This window comes from candidate division KSB1 bacterium (assembly GCA_024655945.1).
Classification (GTDB): Bacteria; Zhuqueibacterota; Zhuqueibacteria; order JANLFK01; family Oleimicrobiaceae; genus Oleimicrobium.
Map to the genome: position 1 here is coordinate 664,125 of JANLFK010000001.1, position 22,315 is coordinate 686,439.

General features: G+C 63.3%; 16 protein-coding genes. 11 read left to right on the plus strand and 5 right to left on the minus strand.

The features are described from left to right. Positions 1-111: 111 nt before the first annotated feature. From NUW13_02705 to NUW13_02750, 10 genes are all read left to right on the plus strand, one after another. A complete protein-coding gene (locus NUW13_02705) occupies positions 112-3,036 on the plus strand; it encodes a hypothetical protein (GenBank protein MCR4437940.1) in 2,925 nt (974 codons plus the stop codon). 43 nt (positions 3,037-3,079) lie between these two features. Continuing rightward, positions 3,080-4,183, plus strand: coding sequence for a PQQ-binding-like beta-propeller repeat protein (locus NUW13_02710; protein MCR4437941.1), 1,104 nt, complete (start codon positions 3,080-3,082; stop codon positions 4,181-4,183). A gap of 263 nt (positions 4,184-4,446) precedes the next feature. After that, the gene (locus NUW13_02715) at positions 4,447-4,710 is read left to right on the plus strand and encodes a hypothetical protein (GenBank protein ID MCR4437942.1); all 264 of its coding nucleotides are present in this window, start codon (positions 4,447-4,449) and stop codon (positions 4,708-4,710) included. A 47-nt stretch (positions 4,711-4,757) separates the two neighbouring features. After that, positions 4,758-5,012, plus strand: coding sequence for a hypothetical protein (locus NUW13_02720; GenBank protein ID MCR4437943.1), 255 nt, complete (start codon positions 4,758-4,760; stop codon positions 5,010-5,012). A gap of 246 nt (positions 5,013-5,258) precedes the next feature. Then, positions 5,259-6,722, plus strand: coding sequence for a trimethylamine methyltransferase family protein (locus NUW13_02725; GenBank protein ID MCR4437944.1), 1,464 nt, complete (start codon positions 5,259-5,261; stop codon positions 6,720-6,722). A gap of 17 nt (positions 6,723-6,739) precedes the next feature. Then, entirely contained in the window at positions 6,740-7,855 is a 1,116-nt protein-coding gene (amrB, locus tag NUW13_02730) for an AmmeMemoRadiSam system protein B (GenBank protein MCR4437945.1), read from the plus strand. 20 nt (positions 7,856-7,875) lie between these two features. Continuing rightward, entirely contained in the window at positions 7,876-8,934 is a 1,059-nt protein-coding gene (locus NUW13_02735; protein ID MCR4437946.1) for a DUF3524 domain-containing protein, read from the plus strand. A 33-nt stretch (positions 8,935-8,967) separates the two neighbouring features. Further along, positions 8,968-9,384, plus strand: coding sequence for an acyl-CoA thioesterase (locus NUW13_02740; GenBank protein MCR4437947.1), 417 nt, complete (start codon positions 8,968-8,970; stop codon positions 9,382-9,384). A 10-nt stretch (positions 9,385-9,394) separates the two neighbouring features. Then, positions 9,395-10,636, plus strand: coding sequence for a peptidase T (pepT, locus tag NUW13_02745; GenBank protein ID MCR4437948.1), 1,242 nt, complete (start codon positions 9,395-9,397; stop codon positions 10,634-10,636). Continuing rightward, positions 10,609-12,792: a TonB-dependent receptor gene (locus NUW13_02750; protein ID MCR4437949.1), complete on the plus strand. Its 2,184-nt coding sequence runs from the start codon at positions 10,609-10,611 to the stop codon at positions 12,790-12,792. The genes pepT and NUW13_02750 overlap by 28 nt, the downstream gene beginning before the upstream one ends. Positions 12,793-12,982: 190 nt before the next feature. Here the strand turns inward: NUW13_02750 and rlmB are convergent, their stop codons facing one another. Both rlmB and NUW13_02760 read right to left on the minus strand, forming a co-directional pair. After that, the gene (rlmB, locus tag NUW13_02755; GenBank protein MCR4437950.1) at positions 12,983-13,738 is read right to left on the minus strand and encodes a 23S rRNA (guanosine(2251)-2'-O)-methyltransferase RlmB; all 756 of its coding nucleotides are present in this window, start codon (positions 13,736-13,738) and stop codon (positions 12,983-12,985) included. 191 nt (positions 13,739-13,929) lie between these two features. Next, positions 13,930-16,932: an alpha-mannosidase gene (locus tag NUW13_02760; protein ID MCR4437951.1), complete on the minus strand. Its 3,003-nt coding sequence runs from the start codon at positions 16,930-16,932 to the stop codon at positions 13,930-13,932. A 538-nt stretch (positions 16,933-17,470) separates the two neighbouring features. Here NUW13_02760 and nagA point away from each other — a divergent pair. Next, entirely contained in the window at positions 17,471-18,628 is a 1,158-nt protein-coding gene (gene nagA / locus NUW13_02765; protein ID MCR4437952.1) for an N-acetylglucosamine-6-phosphate deacetylase, read from the plus strand. Between the two features lie 379 nt (positions 18,629-19,007). On the opposite strand, the gene NUW13_02770 is transcribed toward nagA, so the two are convergent. From NUW13_02770 to NUW13_02780, 3 genes are read right to left on the minus strand one after another with little or no spacing between them, the layout of a single operon-like run. Further along, on the minus strand, positions 19,008-19,769 hold the full coding sequence (locus NUW13_02770) for a sugar isomerase domain-containing protein (protein ID MCR4437953.1): 762 nt from the start codon (positions 19,767-19,769) through the stop codon (positions 19,008-19,010). Positions 19,770-19,785: 16 nt separating this feature from the next. Next, positions 19,786-20,952, minus strand: a complete 1,167-nt coding sequence (locus NUW13_02775; protein ID MCR4437954.1) for an MFS transporter — start codon at positions 20,950-20,952, stop codon at positions 19,786-19,788. A 7-nt stretch (positions 20,953-20,959) separates the two neighbouring features. Beyond that, a complete protein-coding gene (locus NUW13_02780) occupies positions 20,960-21,922 on the minus strand; it encodes an ROK family protein (protein MCR4437955.1) in 963 nt (320 codons plus the stop codon). Between the last annotated feature and the right edge of the window lie 393 nt (positions 21,923-22,315).

A 22,315-nucleotide genomic window follows, 5' to 3' on the forward strand; every position in this document is an offset into this window, starting at 1 on the left:
GCCGGACTCTTCACGGAGGAGCAGCTTTTCTAGTTGACGGCAAAGCGCTTTTTTTGTAAATTCACCCGCGGGCTCGGGAAATTCAGGCCTCGCAAGCCAACAGGTAGCCGCATGTGGCCAGTCAATAGAAAGATCGCCTCTTTCGCACTGACCGGGGTAGCACTCCTCTTGGCGGTCAGCGCCGGCCATGGCCAGTACTACTTCGGCCGCAACAAGGTGCAGTACGACAACTTCCGCTGGCATGTCCTCCAGACCGAGCACTTTGACATCTACTTTTACCCGGAGATGCGCAAGATTGCGGAGATCGGTGCAGCCTATGCGGAGGAAACCTACCGGGTTTTGGAAGACCGCTTCGACCACAATATCAACCGGCGTATCCCCCTCATTTTCTACGCCAGCCACGCCCACTTTCAGCAGACCAACACCACCCCCTATCTGGTCCCTGAGGGCGTAGGCGGCTTTTTCGAATTCCTCAAAGGACGGGTGGTGGTGCCCGCCAATGGCTCCCTATCCGAGTTCAAGCACGTGATCCGCCATGAGCTAGTGCACGTGTTCACCTACAGCAAGCTGACCACCGTGTTCAAAGAGCGCGGCAGGCTGGCGCCGACGGGCCTGCCCCTCTGGTTCGTCGAGGGGCTGGCTGAGTACTGGTCCACCGGCTGGGACTCGCAGGCAGAGATGTTCATCCGGGATGGCGTGCTCAACGGCTACATCGTCCCGCTCAACCAGATGTACCAGATCTACGGCTCCTTCCTCATGTACAAGGAAGGACAGGCGATTCTCAAGTACATCGGCGAGACGTTCGGTGAGGAGAAGATCCTGCGCCTCATCGAGAATAGCTGGAAGCAGGAGCGCTTCGCCGACGTGATGAAGATCACCCTGGGGGTGGACATAGAGCAGTTCGACAAACAGTGGCTCTACGCGCTGAAGAAGAGCACCTACCCCCTGTTGGAGCGCCGCGACTCTCCGGAGATGAGCAGTACGGTGGTGACGCGCGAAGGCATCGACACCAAACCGGTCTTTTACCGCCGCGCAGATGGCGGCTACGTGGTCTTTGTCTCCAATCGCATGGGCTACTCGAACATCTACTTGCAGAGGATAGACGGCGGAAGCGGGCAGCCAAAGGCGGAGGTGCTGATCAAAGGGGAACGGACCTCGGAGTTCGAGAGCTTCCATGTGCTGCAGAGCAAGATCGACGTGACCCCTACCGGTCTGCTGGCCTTTGTGAGCCGAAGCGGCGCCAGCGATGTGCTGAATGTCTTCGCCATCGAGCACCGCAGCATGGTGAAACAGGTCCGTTTCGATTCGCTCGTCTCCCTGTACTCGCCGTCGTGGGCGCCGGACGGCCAAAGGTTAGTGGTCACCGGACTCAGCTTTGGCGGGCAAAGTGACTTGTACCTGGTAGACCTGCAACGCGAGACAGCCGAACAGCTCACCAACGATCTCTTTGACGACCGCGATCCTGCCTGGTCTCCAGACGGGACGGTCATCGCCTTTCGGAGCGATCGGCCACCCTACGGTGCCGACGGCTACTACAACCTCTTCATGCTCAACCTGGGCACCGGGGTTGTGGAGCCGGCAACCTGTGCGCCGCACAACGACCTCTCGCCTGCCTGGTCGCCGGACGGCCGCTACTTAACCTTTACCTCAGACCGCGATGGTGCCTACAACATCTGGATGGTGCGCAATACCGCCAGGGGTCCGTTTGCCTCGCGCTCGGGGAGCAGGGTAGAATCCCCTTCCGACACGAAACACTACCCAGCTGCCACCGACGAGCTGGACGAGCTGCGGCAACTCACCTTTTTCACCACCGGCGCCTTCGACCCCGATTGGACGGACAATGACCAGATCCTCTTTTCCGCCTTTGAGAACTTTTCTTTCCGTCTGCGCCTTCTGGACGAGGTGGTGAAGAAGTTCGATAGCTCGAAGGTCGCCTCTGCAGACACGCTCCCCCAGCAGAGCACGGAGCGGCTCAGCCAGGAGGTGAGCGGCGATGTCTTCAGCAAGACGGTCAAGTATCGTCCCAAGTTCGACCTTGACGTGGCACAGAGTGCCGTCACGCAGGATCCCATCTATGGCACTTCCGGGGGCGCGCAGTTGGCCATCACCGACATGCTGGGCAACGCCCAGTACTACTTTCTCCTCTCCAATAACGCCCGCACGCGTGATGAGTTTTTGGAGAGCTTCAACGTTGCGGTCACCCGTCTGGACCTGACGCATCGTACCAACTTTGCCGTGGGGCTCTATCACTTTGCCGGCCGCTACTATTCGCTGTACGACTTTTACTTCTGGGAGCGGCGCGCCGGAGGATTTGCCGCCGTCAGCTACCCCTTTTCGGTGTTCAACCGCTTCGAGGCCAGCCTCAACGTGCGCTATTCAGACAAGGACTGGTACGTCTTCAACCGGCGGCGCAAGGCAGTGTTGGTCTCCAACATCGTCTCCTTCGTGAAAGACAATTCGCTTTGGGGGCCCACCGGCCCGGTGGATGGCGAACGGTACAATATCACCCTCGGCAACACCCTCGACGTGCAGCACTCGCACGTGAATTTCGTGACGCTCATCGTCGATTACCGGCACTACTTCCGCATCAGCCGGAGCGTCACCCATGCCCTCCGTCTGATGACGATGATGAACAAGGGCAAGGAGGCCACGCCGTTCTTCATGGGCGGCAGTTGGGACCTGCGCGGCTATCCCCTGTGGCGCATCTGGGGAACAAAGCTGGCCCTGGTCAGTAACGAGCTCCGCTTTCCGTTCATCGACCGCTTCTTCATCAAGTTCCCCATTGGCGGCTTGGCATTGAACGCCATCCGGGGAGCCCTCTTTGTCGACCTTGGCAACGGCTGGGACCAGCACTTTGACGAGCTCCTGGGCAGCGTGGGCTTTGGCGTGCGCTGGCGCATCGGCGGCGTGCTTGTGCTCCGTTTGGATGGGGGGCGCAAATTCACCGTGCCGGAACCATCGCGGTTTCACCACCTCAAGGACATCAACATTGACAAGCACTGGTTCACACAGTTCTTCTTCGGCTGGGATTTCTGAGCAGCGACGTGTCCTGGGGCTCGCGTGTCTGGTCGCGAGCACCGTGGTGGCTTTCGCTGGGTGCGCCCGGCTCCTGCTGCCTCAGCTCGCCGACAAGGGAACGACCCATCTGTGGCCGCAGTGCGGCGGGGCATCGGCGCGGACCAATGAAATCGCTGCAGAGCTGGTCCCGCCGTTGGAACTTGTCTGGCAGCGTAAGGCCACCGCCGGCATCGGACCGACGCTCCTGGCAAACGGGGGGAACATCTTCTGCCCCACGAAGGACGGCCACTTGCTGGTCGTGGATGCGGTCTCCGGCAAGAAGGTTGTCCAGAAAAAATTCCGCCCCGGCTTCGAGATCACCTGTGCGCTGCAGGAAGATCTTCTGGTTGTTGCCCGACGCCATGGGAACCCAAGCCTCAGCCTGCACGACCTGAGCGACGGTCACATGCTTTGGTCTGCGGCTGCGGGGAGCATCGAGACTGAACCGCTCATCGTCGACGGCCGCCTGATCGTGGCTGCCGAGGAAAAGCGGCTCATCGCCTACGAGCTGCGCAGTGGCAAGGTGCTCTGGTCCCTGAACACCGAGGACAACCTGCGCTCTACGCCGGCGTGCGCCGGGGATAAGGTGGTGTTCGGCAGTGACGACGGCCGCGTGCGCGCCGTGGACGTGCACAAGGGCACGCTCATCTGGCAATATCGCACCGGAGGGGCAATCCTCGCCGCGCCGGCCATCGGGCATGGCACGGTCTACGTGGGTTCGACCGACCGCAGCTTCTACGCCCTGTCGCTGGATTCGGGAATCGTCCGCTGGGTCTTCCCCACGGGGGGAAGAATCCGCCACGGGGCAGCAGTGGCCGACTCGGTGGTCATTTTCGGCAGCAATGACCACTCTCTGTACTGCCTGTCCCTGCGCAACGGCAGCGAGCGCTGGCGCTTCCAGGCCAAGAGCATCATCAGCACGCCACCGCTGGTGGCAGGCAAGGTGGTGTATGTGGGCTCGCTGGACCAGCACGTCTACGCGCTGGAGCTGGAAAGCGGCCGAGAACTGTGGAAATATGACACCGGCGGCCGCGTGCGCACCGCACCGCTGGTAGCATGCGATAGACTTTTCGTGGCGGCAGAGGGCAACCGCATTCTCGCCTTTCGGGCGAAGGGCGGAGCATGAAAGCAGGCCTCCTCCGGCGGAATGTGCACAGGGCAGCCCTGTGCTGCGCGGTGCCATTGAGTCTCGCGAGCTGGGCCGTGGCATTCTGCCAGCATGGAGATGAGCTGGGGCACTCCCCACACGGCCCTGCTGCTGCACTCAGTCGTGCCCAGCAGCTCCAGTCGGCTCACTTCCACTCCCCTCTGACCGCGTGGCGCAACCCCTCATCGGGGCGGTTCCTCTGGCCAGCGGCCGACACGTCTCGACGCCTTATCAGCGCGCGGGTGCACGTCGACCCGCGCAAGAAGCGGGACGCCCGCATTTCGTGGTTCTTCTTGGGGGCCACGGTGCTTGCCGGTAGCGCCTCAATGCACCTGAAGAGCACCGCCGACGATCGCTATGAGCGCTACCTGCGAGCAGGCTCGCCTGCGGCCATGAACCGCTACTACGACGAGGCCTGTCGTCTTGATAGGTACGCCGCAGCGGCTTACGGCACCTTTCAGGTGAGCTTTGTGCTGTGGGTGATCTTTTTTTTAAAGTCTCGCTGAGGCGACGTTGCCTGCCAGGCACAGGGGAGGTCTACCGGGAAGAAGAAATGGCTACATTCTTGTCCGACACTCATCCCAAAATGGAGCCTTTGCAGACCCAACTCTTGCGGCAGGCGAGTCCCCCGCGCAAGATGGCGATGTTGGCACAGTTCAATGCTGCAGCCCGCTCGCTGCCGCTCACCGGATCCCGCTCACAACGCCCGCACGACAGCGAGGCCGAACTGCGCCGCCGACCGGCAGACTTGCTCCCGGGCGAGGAGCTGGCGCACAAGGTGTACGGTGGCACTCTTCACGCAAGATAGACCCGCACCATCTGGCTCGGCCCAGGGGGCAAACAGTGCGTGCGCGGGTCGCCATCTGCTCGAGAAAGAAAAGGGGGAGCGCCGGGTTGCATTGGCGCATTCTCCCGAATACGCAGTCGCTATGGCGACGGAGTGGCAAGAGGTAGCTAACCAATGCACAGCACTTATCCCACTGGCTTGACGATGGTGTGAGATCGGCTAATGTGCGTGTCCGCACCAGAAGACGAAAAGGAAGGGACAGACCAGATGGAACAACGGCCAAGGATTTCCCTGATCAGCGACCAGCTCATTGACCGCGTCATCGATGAAGCCATGGACGTCCTGGAGCGAGTGGGGGTAATGGTGGAGCACGACGAGGGGCGCCACCTCCTCCTGGAAGCCGGCGCCAAGGGCCAGCAAGATGTGCAACAGGTGACGATACCGCGCACCTTGGTGGAAGCCACCTTGCGCACCGCACCAGGCGCCATCCCGGTGTTCGACTGCCAGGGCAGGGAAGCCATGCAGCTGCAAGGCGACTTTGTCCACTTTGACCCAGGTTCGGCCGCGCTCACCATCCTCGACTGGGAGACGCAGAGAGAGCGCACACCAGTGACCGCCGACCTCGTGGCCTTTGCGCGGCTGACCGAAGCCCTGCCCCATTTTGCTGCCCAAAGCACTGCGGTCATTCCGGGCGATGTGCCAGGGGCCATCGCCGACCGGTATCGGCTGTTCATCGCCCTGCAGTACTGCAGCAAGCCGGTGGTCACCGGCACCTTTGCCGTGGACGGCTTTCGGGTCATGCGGGAGATGTTGCTGGCGGTGCGCGGCAGTGAGGAGGCGCTCCGCCAGAAGCCGCTGGCCATCTTCGACTGTTGCCCTTCCCCACCCTTGAAATGGAGCACGCTCACCTGCCAATGCCTGATCGACTGCGCGCGTGCCGGCGTCCCGGCTGAACTGGTGTCGATGCCCCTCACCGGTGCCACGGCCCCTGCGACGCTCTTAGGCGCATTGGTACAGCATACGGCCGAGACCTTGAGCGGCGTGGTCATCCACCAGGTGGCATGTCCAGGTGCGCCCATCATCTATGGGGGATCACCTTCCGCCATGGACATGCGCACCGGCACCACGCCCATGGGGGCCATCGAGACGATGATGATCGATGTAGCCTACGCGGCGGTGGGCAAGCGCCTTGGCCTGCCCACCCACGCCTATATGGCCCTGAGCGACGCAAAAGCGGTGGACGCCCAGGCTGGCCTCGAGACCGCCATGGGCGCCCTACTGGCAGCCTTGGCCGGCATCAACGTCGTCTCCGGGCCGGGGATGCTGGATTTCGAGAGCTGCCAGAGTCTGGAGAAGTTGGTCATCGACAACGACATCTGCGGCGCCGCCCTCCGCCTGGTGGCCGGCCTGCGCGTGCGCACGCCTCGCCTTGCCGAGGACCTGTACGGCGCCATTTACGAGGGCGACCACTTTTTGACCTCACCTGTCACGCTGGAGTGGTTTTGTCATGAGGTGCACACGCCCAGCGAGGCCATCGACCGCGACAACTACCAGAGCCGCCAGGCAAAGGGCGACTTGACCGCCGGCGAGAGGGCGCACCGCATCGTGGAGCGCCTCCTGTCATCGCCGCCACAACCAGGGTTGCCAAAAGAAGTGACCAGGGAGCTTCACCGCATCATGCTGCACGAGGCACGACGCCACGGCATGCAGACGCTGCCGGCGATTTCGTAAGCTGCAAGGAGGGAGAGATGCGCACGGAGATTGCCTTTGTTCTTTCGCTACTGGTCTTGACCGGTGTGGGCCTCTCGTGCCGCCATGCGGAGAGCCCTGCACCCTCAGTCGACCACGTACGTGGGCTCAAGGATACCGTGGGATTCTGCTTTACTGCCGCGCAGATCGCGCGGGCGGTGCAGGCGGCAGAGGAGTTGGAACGCGACAGGCTGCTCGCTAACGCCGCTCGCCTCGGCCTGGATAACGACAGCCGCTGGGTGGCTGCGGTCTGTCCCCATGACGACCACCTGCTAGCCGGGAGGGTCTATGTGCACGTGTTCCGGCACCTGCGCGCCCGGCGAGTAGTCCTGTTTGGCGTGGCGCACAAAGCAACTGACTACGGCCTCCATGACCAGCTCGTCTTTGACTCGTTTACCGCCTGGCGCGGTCCCTATGGCCCAGTGCCCGTTTCACCCCTCCGGCAGGAGCTCCTGGCGCAGCTTCCCAAGGATTCCTATGTCATCCACGATGAATTCCAAGCTGTGGAACACTCCGTGGAGGGGATCGTCCCGTTCATGCAGCACTATATTCGCGACGCCGAAATCGTTTCCATCCTTGTCCCGCCGATGAATTGGGAGCGCATCGACCGACTCTCTGCGCAGTTGGCCAAGGCACTGGCCTCTGCCATCCGTCGGCACAGGTGGACCATGGGGACGGATATCGCCTTCATCTGCTCCAACGACGGTGACCACTACGGCGACCAGGACTGGGGCGGCAGGAACATGGCCCCCTTCGGCGCGGACCTGTGCGGACATCGCATCCAGACGGCCATCGACAGCTTGCTGGCATTGTCGACCTTGGCCGGCCCGTTGGCCGCGCCCAAGTTAGAGTCCTTCTGTCGCCAAGTCTGGGGAGAGGAGGACATCCGGCAGTACAAGATTCGCTGGTGTGGGCGGTTCGCCGTGCCCTTTGGCCTGGAGACGGTGCGCAAGACGGTGGCAGAGCTTGGCCTCTCGCCCCTCCAGGGCCACCTCCTGCGCTACGATACGAGCTTCCGCCTGGGAACCCTGCCGTTGCCCGACATCGGCATTGGGACCACCGCCCCCTATCACCTTCGCCACTGGGTGGGCTACACAGCCCTCGGCCACCGCTGAAGGAGAACTGGCGCAGGGCAATGAGGAGCGTGCTCATCATAGAGCCATACGGCGGGGACTCTCACCTGCAGCTGCTGAAGGGCATGCAGCGGTGGTTGCCGTTTTCGTTTCGCACCATCGTCATGCCGGCCCGCAAGTGGAAATGGCGCATGCGCGGAGCAGCCCTGCACTTAACTGAAGCCCTCGCCGCGGAGGAGCCGGCTGAGGTGGTCTTCTGCTCCTCCCTTCTCAGCCTCACGGACCTCTTGGCCCTGGGGCCGCCCTGGCTCAAGGATGCGCGCAAGGTAGTCTACTTCCACGAGAACCAGTTTGTCTATCCGGCGCGCCTGTACAAGGAGTGGGACTTTCACTTCGCGCTGACCAATCTGACCACTGCCCTTGCCGCCGACGTGGTCGTCTTCAACAGCAAGTTCAACCGCGACACGCTGCTGGAGGGGGTACCCGCACTGCTAAAGAAATTCCCGGACTTTCGCCCCAGGGGCATTGTCCAGCGCATTGCAGAGAAGAGCCACGTTCTGCCGGTGCCTTTGGATCCCAGCGACTTTCCTCCGCCGCAGCCCAAGCACGGCCCGGCGCGCGTCATCTGGAACCATCGGTGGGAGCACGACAAGGCGCCAGAAGCGTTTTTTGCCGCGCTCTACGAGCTGCAACGGCGAGGGGTGGCCTTCTCCCTGTGCGTCCTCGGCCAGCAGTTCAAGGAGTGCGCGCCCATCTTTGCGCAGGCCAGGGAACGCTTGGCGGATCACATTGCCCACTGGGGCTACGCGGACTCGCGAGAGGAATACCTGCGCATTCTGAGTAGCGGCGACATTGTGGTATCCACCGCCCTGCAGGAGTTCTTCGGCGTGGCAGTGCTGGAGGCGGTGCGGGTCGGATGCGCGCCCCTAGTCCCAAACCGCCTTGTCTACCCCGAGCTCTACCCTGCGGACTTTTTGTACGAAGACGGCACGCTCGTCGAGCGACTTGTCTGGGCGGCAGAGCACGTTACAGACCTGCGACGCCAGGACTTTGCTTGTCTGGCCCGCCCTTTTGAGTGGCAGTACTGGATCGACGGTTACTGTGAGGTCTTGCAAGGATAGACAACAAACGTTCAGACAGAAAGGGTAGCTACGGTGCACTCTCCCCTGGTGGCCCGGCTCAAGGTGCGGAGCTATGAATTGGACTCCTTTGGCCATGTCAACAACGCCAATTTCCTCCACTACTTGGAGTTTGCCCGCGGTGAGTTCATGGCGCTCAGGGGCATGGGTTTTGCCGACTTTACTCGGTGGCAAGCGCGGCCAGTGGTGGTGCGCGCCTGCATCGATTTCCGCACCCCTGCCTTTGCCGATGACCTGCTGCGCATCCAGGGGGCGATCACCAGCTGGGGCCGCGCTCGCTTCACGCTCTCCTACGTCATCTACAACGAAACACGCCGTCGCCTCTGCGCCGAGGCAGAGACAGTGATGGCCTTTGTGAACATAGCCGGCAGACCGGTGGCAATTCCGCAAGCCTTCCGCGAGGCCTTCGCAGATGGCACAAGAAAGGAATGAGGAGACAGCCATGGCACAGACCGTTTTAGAGCGATTCCTCCGCTATGTGGCATATGACACGCAATCGGCAGAGGAGGCCACGTCCTTCCCCAGCACCGACAAGCAGAAGGAACTTGGCAAAGTGCTTGTCGAGGAGCTAAAGGCCATGGGACTTGCCGCGCACATGGACGAGCACGGCTATGTGTTCGGCGAGCTGCCCGCCACGAGCTCCCGCCGCATTCCTACCATCGGGTTCATCGCACATCTGGACACCTCCCCGGATGTCTCGGGCGCGGGAGTGAAGCCCATCATCCACCGCAACAACCAGGGCGGTGACATCACGCTGCCGGGCGAACCGCCGGTGGTGATCCGTGCAGCGGAGAATCCGGCGCTCGCCCACCAGATAGGCAACGACATCGTCACCTCGGACGGCACGACCCTGCTCGGCGCAGACGACAAGGCAGGCATCGCCGAGATTTTCACGGCCGTCGAGTACCTGGTCAACCATCCCGAGGTCGAACACGGGCCCATCAAAGTGGCCATTACGCCGGATGAAGAAGTCGGCCAGGGCACCAAGTTCTTCGATGTGCAAGCCTTCGGGGCAGACTATGCGTACACGGTGGACGGCGAGACACTGGGCGAGATCGAAAACGAAACTTTCTGCGCCGACACGGTGGTCATGACCGTGCACGGGGTCAATGTGCATCCCGGGTACGCCAAGGGAAAGCTAGTGAACGCCATCAAGGTTGCTGCCGAGATCATACAGCAATTGCCCAAGGACCGCCTGTCGCCTGAAACCACCGAAAGCCGCGAGGGGTACGTCCATCCCAACAGCATCAGCGGAGGTGTGGAACAGACCACAGTCAAGTTCCTGATCCGCGACTTTACGGCGGAAGGGCTCAAGAAGCACGAAGAGATGCTGCGCGCGCTGGCTGAGGAGGTGATGGCCCGTCACCCACGGGCCCGGCTGGATTTCAATATCGAAGAGTCCTACCGCAACATGAAGTACAAACTGGACGAGGACCCCAAAGTGGTAGAGTACGCTCTCGAGGCGGTGCGGCGCGTCGGCCTGGAGCCAAAGCTGAGCCTCATCCGTGGCGGCACCGACGGAGCGCGCCTCTGCTACCAGGGCCTGCTCACGCCGAACATCTTCACCGGCGGGCATAACTTCCACTCCAGGCAGGAGTGGATCTCCGTGCAAGACATGGAAAAGGCAGTGGCAGTGCTGGTGGAGCTGGTGCGCGTGTGGGCGGAGAAAGAATCGACTGCCTGAGCTTTGTCGCGCAGGAACGCGAAGCAGCCATGAGGACGCAAAGGTCGCTAATCAACCCCTTGGCCAACTGGGCGCCGCGATTCCCCGGGCAACGACTCCGGCAGGCAGCCCTTGCCTGGGCTTTGGCGCTGGCATCTGCCATGCAGCCGACGTGGTGTCATGCCCAGCAAGCGCGGCCCGATACCGTGGCTTACCGCTTGCCCGCGGTGGTGGTCACCGCCAGTCGCCACGAACAAGACCCCTTGTTCACCAGCGTGCCGGTGAGCGTGCTGGAGCGGCGAGCCATCGCGCAGGCTCTCCCCGCCACCGTGGGCGAGGCCCTCGTCCTTGCCCCCGGGCTCGCCGTTACCTCCACCGGGCCGTGGAGCCAGCAGCCGGTCATCCGCGGCCTGAAGGGTGCGCAGGTCCTCACGCTGGTCAACGGCCAGCGGCTGGACGTGCTGCGTTCCTACGGCCAGCACGCTCCCCTCTTGGACATCGCGCAAGTGGAGCGAGTGGAAGTCGTCCGCGGGCCTCATTCGGTGCAGTACGGCTCCGACGCAGTGGGTGGGGTGGTGAACTACTTGACCACCCCTCCCTTTGTCGCCGCACGACGGCCGACAGTCACGACGCGCGGCTTTGTGCAGGGGAGTTCTGCAGATGAACAGCGTGCCGCCGGATTTGCCCTCCTGCTGCGGGGAGCGCGTGCCAACGCCCGCGTGCGTCTGGGAGGGCGACGGGCGCAAAACGTGCGCACGCCCCGCGGACGGTTGCCCAACAGCCAGTACCAGGGCATTGACGCCGACATCGACTTTGCCTACCAGCCGTCGCCTGCGCATCTTGTGCGGTGGGCCGTCTCCTCGGTTCGCTCGTCAGATGCGGGCGTTCCCACCTCCCCCTATGCGGAACGCGCCCGATTTCGGCTCTACCAGCGCACGGTGCTGAGTCTCGCCTATGAGCGCCAGCCACGGCCTGGCGCACCGAGAGTGCAGCTGAACGCTCATTACCAGTGGGGAAGGCGCAACTTCGAGGCTTTGCTGCACGTGCCGCGAGGGGCGCAGCGTGTGGACCAGGCTCTGGAGGCGCACCGCTCAGCCGACTCCTTCGGGGCTACGCTCCTGGCAAGTGGGCTCCTGGGGGGCCGTCACTTTCTCACCGCCGGCCTTGACCTGTTTGGTGAGGATGACAATACACAGCGCACCGCCACCTCCCGCCTCTATGACGGCAAAGGTGTGCTGGTGAAAGAGGCAGTGGACCACATTCCACCCACGCCGCCTGCGCGGCGGTGGGGCTTAGGGCTGTTCACCTGCGCCGAGCACGCGCCCGCACGGTGGGCTATGGTGAGCGCCGGTCTGCGCGTCGATCGCCTGCAAAGCACCGCGACCGGCACGCCCGGCACATTGGCTGAGGCAGACCTTGTGCGCCGCGAGCAAAATATCAGCGGCAACCTTGGGGCGAGCATCGCGGTCACGGACAAGGTGCGGCTCTTTGCCAACCTCGGCCGCGCCTTCAAAGGCCCCGCACTCCAGGAACGCTTTTTCAAAGGTGTGGGCCAACTGGGATTTGTGGTGGGCAATCCGGAGCTCAAACCGGAGACCAGCCTGAACCTCGACGCCGGAGTGAAGTGGCGGACGGAGCGCTGCCGTGGCGAGCTCGACGTGTTCCGCAACAGGGTAGATGACCTCATCGTGCTCAGCCGGGTGACCGTCGCGCCGGACACCTTCAAGTACGCCAACGTGGGCCGCGCGCTCCTGCAAGGCGGCGAGTTCGAGCTGGAGGCGAGGTTACTCGGACCGCTTTGGGCACAGGCACAGGCCTCCTACGTGCGGGGTACCGATGAGGCATGCGGGCAGCCCCTGCCGCAGATTCCGCCGCTCAACGGACGCATTTGCCTGCACCTCCGGCCGCCATCCGGCGGATGGTGGGCAAGACTCACCATGCGGCTGGTTGGCGACCAGCGCCGCGTCGCCGCCAACGAACTGGCCACCCCGGGCTACATCCTGGGCGACGCAGGGGCTGGGCTGCGCCTGCACGGCGGAGCGACCCCTGTGGAGCTGGCTATCAACATCACCAACCTCTTCGACCGCAGCTACCGCGACCACCTCTCCACGGTCACCTGGTGGGACGCCCCAGGCAGGAACATCGTGCTAGGCCTGAGCTGGGGAGCAAAGGACTGAGTGCCTGTTCCTCGCTAAGATCACCCTGGCGCTGAAGGCGCGACTGGGACGTGGCAGGATCCTGCGCTTTCCCCCCTTGGCCAGGCGCTGGCAGCGGACGCTCCTCGACCAGGCGTGACCCTCCTCTGCGGGGCGCCTCATCCTCCGCAGGGATACGGCTCCGCAGCAGGAGCTTTGCTTGGAGGACCGGCTAAGCCGCCTCCGGCGACTCCCTCTGCAGCCGCTGGCGCATGACTTCGGCCATGACAATCGCCGCGGCGTGGCTGAGGGCCAACGAACCGACGCTGCCCGCGATAGGGATGCGCACCATGCCGTCGCACTGCCGACGCACCGCCGCTGACAGGCCACGCTTTTCGCCCCCGATGGCCATGAGCAGCGGCCCGGTCAAATCCACCGCGTAGATGGCCCGCCGCGCGCTGGCCACGCACCCGCACAGACGCAGGCCAAGCTTCTTGAGCTGCGGAATCTGACGCTCCACTTGTTCGATCATCGCCAGGGGCATGCGCTCAAAGGCCCCGGACGAGGCGCGCGACACGGCCGTGGCGTCAAAGTCCCAGACGTGCTTCTTCAAAAGGACGGCATCGATGCCCAAGGCTTCTGCAGAACGGATCGTGTAGCCCAGATTTTGGCTGTCGTCCACGCCATCGAGGAGGAGCAGTGCCGGTGGCCGTGCCTGCTGCGCTAAGCGCTCCACTAGCTCCGCAAGGGGCACGGGCGGTTTGGGCGCCGCCAGGGCAACGACCCCGCCATGTGTCTTGCCGTGGGCCATGGCCTCGATCTCTGCCGCCGGGGCGAATTTGACCGGCACGCCCTGTTCCTCGGCCATCTGCAGAATCGCCGCCACCCGCTTGGGGTGGATCCCTTCGCGCACAACGACCAGGCGCTCACGCCGCTGCCGGGCCGCCAGGGCCGCCTCTACGCAAATGCGCCCCTCAATAAGCGCCAACGCCTGTTCCCTCCAGCCTCGGTTGTGCCAAGTGCAAGAGCAAGAGGACAGAAAGCTCCAGGGCAGTCAGCAGGGCCTCACGCCGGCACTTTTCGGACAGCCACGGCCCCCCGGCCTACGCGAGCCACAGGAGATCTTCGGGCTTGGCAGAGGTTTCCCTGGGTAGTAGTCGCCACTACCTCGCGCTGCCTTCACCGCAACTTCAAGGTCATCACCTCAAACGGTGAGAGCTTGATGCGTCCGCGTCCTTGTTCCCACCCTGGGCCTCCGCGCTCTCGCTCTAACAAATCCGCCACGTATGCTTTCTGTGTGCCGAGCTGCGCATGCACCGCGGCGGCAGCAGGTAGGCCCGCCGATTCATACAGGCGGAGGACGAGACTCTGGTCGTCTTCGCTCTGTTTCAGGGTGTCCACCACCAGCGATGGCGCGCCTGAGATGGCGACAAAGCTCATCCTTTCGGGCAGGGTGCCCGCGTGAGGCTTCTGGCGAATCACAAGAAGCGGCGCATTCAGCTCATAGCCCGCCTGCACCGTCCCACCTGCGCGCCAGTCGCCTGCGTGGGCCCAGAGCGCGTAGCCAAAGCGATGCAATCCTTCGTCGGTCTGTCCATTGTACAGCACGCCATATTGGCAACTTTGCGGGTCTGGCGCATAGCAGTTCTTTAGCAAGGTCAGGCGCAGGACGTTGTCGCGCACGTCGTAGCCGTACTTGCAATCGTTGAGCAGGCTCACTCCGTAGGTTCCGTCGCCAAGGTCTGCCCAGCGCTGCGCCGGCACTTCGAAGCGCGCTTGCTCCCAGGAGGTGTTGCGGCGCGTGGAGCGCGTGATGGCGCCGAACTGGATTTCGTAGGTGGCCCGTTCTGCCCACACCGCCACCGGGAAGGCTACCTTGAGCAGAGTGCGCGGATCGTGCCAGTCGGCGAGCGTGTCAAAGTCGATGCGGCGCAGGTCGCGATAGAAGATGATGTCCTGAGCAAGGGAAGACCGGCTGCAGGCGAGCCGCACCCTTGCCACGGCGCACACCGGTCCGGCGTGGAAACGGACCTTTCCCCTTGGCCGCAGAAGCTGCAGGGGCCGAGCCTCATAGTCCGGCGCGATCTCCCAGGCCTCCCAGAAGGGCGGATAGTCCAAGAAGGTCTGCAGCACATTGCCGCGTGCGCCCTTTGCCAACACCTGCCGGGAGCAGTCCTTGTCCACGAGCCGTAGCAGCTCTCCCCTCTCGTTCAGCACGGCCTCGAAATGGGGTGTGAGCACCCTGCCGTCCTCTGCCCGGCAGTCAGGCTGGGTCGCCGCCGGGCGTCCCTCCACCAAGCGGAAGGTGGTGTAGCCACAGGGCGGGACGTCGTGCGCGATGAACAGCACCTCCTCCCTTCCGTCCACGCGCCGCAGCCGTTGGTGCGGCACCGGACGACCGGAAAGGTCTTCGATCCTCAAGAAACGGGCCAGCCCCTCTGCAGGCAACGCAACTACGTCCGTGCGCGGCCAGCCTAAGGTGTTGAAGACGAGGAGGCTCTCCCCTGCACCGCCGGTGTTCACTAGCTCGCCGAGGGCCTGCAGTGCGTTGTCCCTTGCCCGGCCGGCATTTTCCCGCACGAACTCATAATCGGCCAGCGCATCCTGATAGACCTCGGGAATCGAGCTTCCCGGCAGGATGTCGTGGAACTGATTGCGCAGCAGGCGCTCCCAGCACGCACGCAAGGTCTCCGCCGGATAGGCGTGTCCAAACCGCGAGGCGATAGCGGCCAGGAGCTCGGCGTCGCGCAACAGGAGCTCGCACTGGCGATTCTCGCGTTTGATGGCGCCATGCGTGGTGTAGGTGCCGCGATGTCCCTCGAGGTAGAGCTCGTCTGCCCACACCGGCAGGTCACGGCTATTCCGGCGTGCTGCAGCGAAAAACTGCTCCAAGCTCCCCTGCCGCAGAATCGGATGCCCTGGCGCGTGCGCCAGGCGCTTCTGCTGTTCCAAATGCGCACGGGTCGGCCCGCCACCGCCATCGCCGTAGCCAAAGGAGAGGAGCACATCGCGCGCCGAGTCCTTTTGGCGAAAGTTCTCCCAGGATTCTCGCACACCGGCCGCGTCCAGGCCCGCGCTGTAGGCCTGGCGATGAAAACAGAGGTGCGCCAGCACGCGCGAGCCGTCCACGCCTTGCCACCAAAACGTGCTGTACGGAAAGGGGTTCTGGTACAGCCACCCAATTTTGGCGGTGAAGAAATAGTCGATCCCAGCCTTCTTAAGGAGTTGCGGCAGCGCCCAGGAATAGCCGAACACGTCCGGGAGCCACAATACCCGCGCCGGGGCGCCGAATTCCTGTTGCAGGAAGCGTTGTCCGTAGAGAAGCTGCCGCACCAGCGACTCGCCGCTGGGAATGTTGCAATCGGCCTCGACCCACATGCCGCCGGTCGGCTCCCATTGCCCCACCTTGACCTTCTCGCAGATGCGCCGGTACAGGTCCGGGTAGGTCGACTTCACAAAGGCGTAAAGCTGCGGTTGGCTCTGCACAAAGTGGTACCAGGGATACTCCTCCATCAGCGCCAGCGCCGTGGCGAAGGTGCGCGCGCTCTTGCGCTGCACTTCCTTGATTCGCCACAGCCAGGCGACATCAATGTGCGCGTGTCCCATGGCCCACACGCGCCCAGGACAGCGGGAAGGCAACTCTTGCCAGGCGCGGCGGAAAAACCGCCCTGCGCGTTCCACTGCCGCAAAATAGTGTGCACTGCCTGGTTCCCGGGGATCAAGAAGCCGCATGGTCTCTGCCAGCAGTGTTGCCACCTGCTGCCGTTCTTCGGAGCCGGGTGGCAGCCCCGCCCACACATCCAGAGCAACGCGCAGGTCGTGGTAAAGCTCCCATGCGGCCGGCCACAGGAGCCGCAACTCAGCTTGGCGAAAGATGCGTCTTTCGTGGGTGAGTCCCGCGTAGGCCTCTATGGCCAGCGCAAAGCGCTCCCCTCCTTTCGCCCGGGGCGTGAGCAGATGCTCGCGGTGGTTGAGGTCGATCCCTTGCGCCGGCGCCCCATCCACGAAAAGCAACGACTCGTCAATATCGAGGTAAACTTGCACTGGACTGCCGCGCCACTGCTTGGGGACCTCGGCGTGCGCAAAGAACCAGGCCGTCTGGTCATAACCACCCCATGCGGCGGGCAGTTCAACTTCCGGCCAGTTCGCATCAGGGCCGGCCGCCACTCGGTCCGGAGCCATTTCGCCCTCCCAGATGCGCCACCGCGCCCAAGGTAACCGTGCCGCCCACAGATGCTGCTGCAACTCAATTGCGAATCGTAGGACTTTCTCCACATCTCCTCCATTACCGGTCCGTCCCAGCTCGAGGCCGAAATATAGCAACAAATGCCGCCAAATGCAAGCGGGCCATCACAGCGGCCAACCTGAACCAGGTGGCGACCACAGAGCACACGCAGAGCAGAGTTCGGGGCCGGCAAACGTTGGTGCCAAGCCGGGCGCGGCGCCTCACCGCACTTACCGTTCTGCGGGGACGAACAGCCACCAGCCCCGCCTCGGCATGGAACAGCTGGCGTGCCCCTCCCAGGGGAGAACGTGGTTCGCTTGGCAGCGGGAGGAGGATTTGCCTTGCGGATGAACCAGCGGCGGTTGACGCCCGTGATGTCGGCTCTCGCTCCTCTGCGTTGGCTCGCGCGGAGCTTCTTGTCGCCAGCGCAACAAAGACCTTGCATGCCTGGAGCAAAATGGCTATATTGGCGCAAGGAACCAATCGGAGACGCCTATGCCAGAACGCCTCTTGCTCAAGAATTGCCTGCCGTACGACGCGCGTAGGAATGCCGCGCCAATCGACCTCTTGCTCGAAGATGGACGCATTGCCCAGATGGGGCCCAAGCTCTCCGCTCCGCCGGGAGCAGAGACCCTGGAGGCCGAGGGCCGCGTAGTGGCGCCAGGGTTCATTGACGTGCACATTCAGGGCGCAGGCGGCGCGGATGTGCTGGACGGGACAACGGAAGCCCTCCACACCATGGCCCGCACCCTGCCCCGCTTCGGCACCACAAGCTTCTTGGCGACCACCGCCTTTCACTTCAACAAACCGAACCACCACTTGGAGGTGGCCGCCCGCGCTGTTGGCAAAGACTTGGGAGGCGCGCATCTGTTGGGGATTCACTTGGAGGGGCCGTTCATCAACCCGGATAAGCGCGGCGGTATGAGTCCCACCTGCATCGGGCCGCCATCCTCTCGTACCTGGGGCGAGGTCTTTCGACTCACCGGCGACGCTCTGAAGATGATGACCATTGCCCCGGAGCTGAACGGGGCGATACCGCTGGTCATCGAGCTCCTTGGCAAGGGGGTGGTGCCCTCATTCGGACATTCGGCGGCGACTTACGAGCAGGCGGCACAGGGTTTTGCTGCTGGTATCAGGCATGTCACCCATCTTTTCAATGCTATGGCGCCCTTTCACCATCGGGTGCCTGGGCCCCTGCCCGCCATCGCCGAGACCAAGGGCGTGACTGTGCAGCTCATCGCCGATGGCGTGCATGTGCATCAGGCGGCGGTGCGTTTGGCGTGGCGCCTTCTCGGCCCGCAGGGCATTGTCTGCATCACCGATGGCATCCAGGCCCTCGGGCTTCCCGAGGGCGGGTACGTTTACAACGGCAGGGAGTACGAGGCGCGCAACGGGATCGCCCGCTACTTAGACGGCACGCTCATCGGCACAGCGATGGGGCTGAACAGTCTGGTGCGGCGATTGCAGCTTTTCACCCGTTGTTCGCTCAAGCAAGCCATCGACACGGTGACTGCGAACCCGGCGCGCCTGCTCGGTCTGCAGCGCAAAGGCGCCCTGGCAGTGGGAGCGGACGCTGACCTGGTAGTGCTGGAAGAGGGTCTTGCCGTCTGGGCCACGATAGTCGGCGGAAAGACTCGCTTTCGCAGAGAATGAGGCGGGCCACACCCCGCGTTGGGGCATGGCACCGCCGTGCGCCCGCCTCGTCATGGGCTGCTGGCAAGCCGGAGGCTTGCCCTACCACGGCGAACGGATGCCTCACAGATTGGCGTGGCAGGAGCACTGCGCTCCTGTACCCCTTTCTCATGGCCGCTCCCCAAGACGTTCTCTCTGGCAGTATCCCGCAGGAACACAATAGGGCAAGCCAAAGGCTCGCCCTACGGAAAGAACAGACCAACTTTGGAGAGTTGGCCTACACGTACAGCAAGGTTGCCGTGGCGCTTGGAGGCCGTGTGCTGCTGCGCCCATTCGCCGCAACGGCGGCGTCTACCTACGTCGCCCCGCGGCTCATGGCTCCTCTAAGCCATTCCCTCTGCTACACCCCGGCAATCCTCCTCTTGTACTCAGCCAGCGCCTCGCTCAGCCGCTCACGAGCCGTCGTGTCGCCTGGCACATTGTGCGAGGGATGAATGTACAGACGGTGACCCTTTTCCACGAGAATCTCGGCCACGGTGCTGATGATCATCCACACCGCCGTGGTGAAGGCGATGGTGGAGATAGGGCCCACGTTGTCCACGTGGTTCTTCAGCGCGACTACCGCATCGCGCGCGGGCACACAGGTGTCCACCACCACATCGGCGAGTTCAAAGATCTTCTTTCCGGAAGAGTGGCGCGTGGGCGCATCCTTGAAGGCCTGGGCCGAACCGGTGGCCACCACTTTCATGCCTAACCTCTTGGCCTCCAGCGCAACGTCGATGTTCACATTGTTGATGCCAGAATGGGAGAAGATCCACATGGTATCGCGCGGATCGAAGGTGTAACTGCGCATGATCTCCTTACCATACCCTTCCACCCTTTCGAGAAACACGAACTGGTGCACGCCCATCTCGCCCACAATGTGGGTGAAGAATGACAGCGGCAGTTCGATCATGGGATGGAAACCGACAAAGCCGCCGATGCGGGGGTACATCTCCTCTACCGGCAGGGTGGCGTGGCCGCAGCCGAAGGTATGCACCCAGCGCCCTGCGCCGATGGACTCGGCCATGATTGCCGCCGCTTGGGCAATATTCTCACGTTGCGTGGCCGCGATGTCATCGATAACCTTGCGTGCGTGGCCAAGCCAGATGTCAGCCAGCATTGCAAGCTCCCTGTTGTCAGTTCGTCTGTACGGTGCGCGCCAGGCGGCCACTCACCACGGTGAAGAGCCCGCCTGCGCACAACAGGCCAATGGGGATGAGGAGGAATGAGGCGCGCAAGCCGTGCGCGTCGCCGATCACGCCTGCCAAAGCCGGCAGGGTCATGCCGCCGGTCAATGCCATCACAAAGGCAATACTGAACGCAGTGCCGGAAAACCTCGGGTAGGCGTCACCGACAAAGCTCAGCACCGTGGGGAAGAGCCCGGCGAATCCTGCGCCGATCACGAACAGGCCGACCAGCGCGAGTCCCGTTGAGCGCGAAAGCAAGGTGAGAAGTGCGCCAACTAAGGCAGTGGCCATGGCGACGCGCACCACCTTCGCCCGAGCTGCCGCCTTGAGCATCGTACCCAAAATCAGGCGCGCCCCGACAAGCCCAAGCCAATAGGAAACCAGGCAGAGCACCGCCTTGTCTTGCCTGACGCCAAGCTCTTCCTGCAAAAACACCGCGCTCCAGCTCCCCGTGGTAATCTCCATGCCGCTTTGAAAGAAGAGCATGCCGCCGAGTAGGAGCAGGGTGGGCTGACCCACCAACTTCAGAGCATCGCGGAGAGGAAAGCCTTGCGCATGCTTCGGCTTTGGAAAAGGCACGGCCAGCGTGAACAGCAGCGGGACCGCCACGGCAGCCCCGGCGATGCCGATGACCCACTGGTAGCTGGTCTGTGTGCCGAGCGCCCCGAGCAGCAGCGGCACCCCCGTGGCGCCGATGCCGAAAAAGACCCCCAGGAGGTTGAGACCGGCGCCACGTCCTTCCTCACTGATTTCGGCCACTAAGGCATTGGTCCCACCATTGATGACCCCGCCCCCCAGCCCGATGAGGAAGACGAAGGCGCGCAGCACGCCCATGGAAGGCGCCAGGGCAATCCCCTCGAACCCTATCAGGAGAAGGGCAGTGCAAAAGGCCAACAAGGCCTTGTAGCCGTAGCGGTCGGCGATCGGGCCAAAGACCAGAGAGCCGCTCAGGATGCCGAAGGAAAGAAGCGCCATGAGCGAGCCGGCCGCAGCCTTGCCGATGCCGAACTTGGGGATCACCTTCGGCAAAATGGCGCCCAGGGTGGTGAGCACCACACCGAACATCAGCATCCCCAAACAGCAGGCTGCAAACACCTGCGCACGACGATAGCTCATGACTTCCTCACCATGTTTTCTTTCCGGCTGCCAGCCAGGCGAGGCGGGCGGCGCCATAGAGTCCTGCCTCGCCACCCAACGCGGAGGCCACCAGCCGCACCTGGGTTATGCTGATGGGCTGCGCCCACAGCCGTGCCTCTTCGGCGATACGTTCCAAAAACTGCACGGCCGGGCCAAAGACCCCGCCCCCGAAGATGATCTGCTCCGGGTTGAAAAGGCTCACCAGGTTAGCCACTGCCATGCCCCAAAAAGCGATGCACTGGTCAAGAACGCGAATGGCCAGCCCATCTCCTTGGGCAAAGGCGGCAAAGACATCCGGCGCGGTGAGCTGCTCCGCGGGCTTTGCGCGCAATGGGCCACGATAATCGGGTTCGCGGGCGAGGAGCTCGCGGGCAAGGCAGGCGATGCCTGCGCCCGAAGCATAGTATTCAAAGCAGCCGCACGCCTTATACTCAGGGCGGTAGGGCCTGTCCAAGGCCAACCAGCCAATGGCGCCGGCCACATCACCGTGTCCCCGCAGCAGGTGGCCGTCGACCAGGATGCCGGCGCCAATGCCCGTGCCCACCGCCAAGAAAATGGCGTTTCGGCACCCCTTGGCCGCGCCTTGCCACGTCTCGCCGAGGATGTAGGCGGCACGGTCGCTGTCGATGGTCACCACCAGCCGCGATGTAGCCGGCAAAGAGCTAATCTCCTCAAGGAGGGGGTACTCCTGCCACCCTGGGATGTTCGGCGCCCACACCCGACCGCTGGCAGCGTAGTAAATGCCCGGTACCGAGACTCCAATGGCCTGCGGCAGATAGCCGCCGTCCTCCGCTGCCTCGAGCAGAGCGTTGATCTGGGCGCAGATGAGGGCGCCGACCTCGCGACCGCTCCTCTGTTGCAAGGGCACGATGTCTTTGCGCAGCGCCTGGCCCTCCTCGGTGAAAAGGGCCGTGGCCAACTTGGTGCCACCCAGGTCGAGAGCTAACACGACGGGAGTCACCTTGGTCCGCCTCGCTCTTTCTTTGTTGCCACTCCCACGAATTGGTGACAATATAAGAAAACGCCTGGGCGATTGCAAGAAGAAAAAGGCCCAACGCCGCGAGGGGCGTTCTACCGACAGGGCACCTTTCTCTTGCCGTCATGTGGGGGCGCTCGCTTCTCAGCAGCCCTCGCTGCCCAGCCGTGCCGCGGAAGCAGCTTTTGCTCCACCCCGAACGCAATCCGGCGCAGAAAACACTTGACTTTTGCCCCCGCTGTGATTATATTGCACGCGGCGGCCGGCCCAGTGGTGGCTCGTCTTTGTCTCCCGGACCCCGGCCACGCACCGCGGGAGAACAAGGCGTCCAGAAAAGCGAGAGGCGACCTTGGCTCACATATTGGG

What these genes read in the sequence shown, in the direction of transcription:
- NUW13_02770 (MCR4437953.1), bottom strand. Translation starts at nt 19,769, where the DNA reads ATGCTGGCTGACATCTGGCTTGGCCACGCACGCAAGGTTATCGATGAC.
- amrB (MCR4437945.1), top strand. Translation starts at nt 6,740, where the DNA reads ATGCGCACGGAGATTGCCTTTGTTCTTTCGCTACTGGTCTTGACCGGT.
- pepT (MCR4437948.1), top strand. Translation starts at nt 9,395, where the DNA reads ATGGCACAGACCGTTTTAGAGCGATTCCTCCGCTATGTGGCATATGAC.
- NUW13_02705 (MCR4437940.1), top strand. Translation starts at nt 112, where the DNA reads ATGTGGCCAGTCAATAGAAAGATCGCCTCTTTCGCACTGACCGGGGTA.
- NUW13_02725 (MCR4437944.1), top strand. Translation starts at nt 5,259, where the DNA reads ATGGAACAACGGCCAAGGATTTCCCTGATCAGCGACCAGCTCATTGAC.
- NUW13_02735 (MCR4437946.1), top strand. Translation starts at nt 7,876, where the DNA reads ATGAGGAGCGTGCTCATCATAGAGCCATACGGCGGGGACTCTCACCTG.
- NUW13_02775 (MCR4437954.1), bottom strand. Translation starts at nt 20,952, where the DNA reads ATGAGCTATCGTCGTGCGCAGGTGTTTGCAGCCTGCTGTTTGGGGATG.
- nagA (MCR4437952.1), top strand. Translation starts at nt 17,471, where the DNA reads ATGCCAGAACGCCTCTTGCTCAAGAATTGCCTGCCGTACGACGCGCGT.
- NUW13_02720 (MCR4437943.1), top strand. Translation starts at nt 4,758, where the DNA reads ATGGCTACATTCTTGTCCGACACTCATCCCAAAATGGAGCCTTTGCAG.
- NUW13_02760 (MCR4437951.1), bottom strand. Translation starts at nt 16,932, where the DNA reads ATGGCTCCGGACCGAGTGGCGGCCGGCCCTGATGCGAACTGGCCGGAA.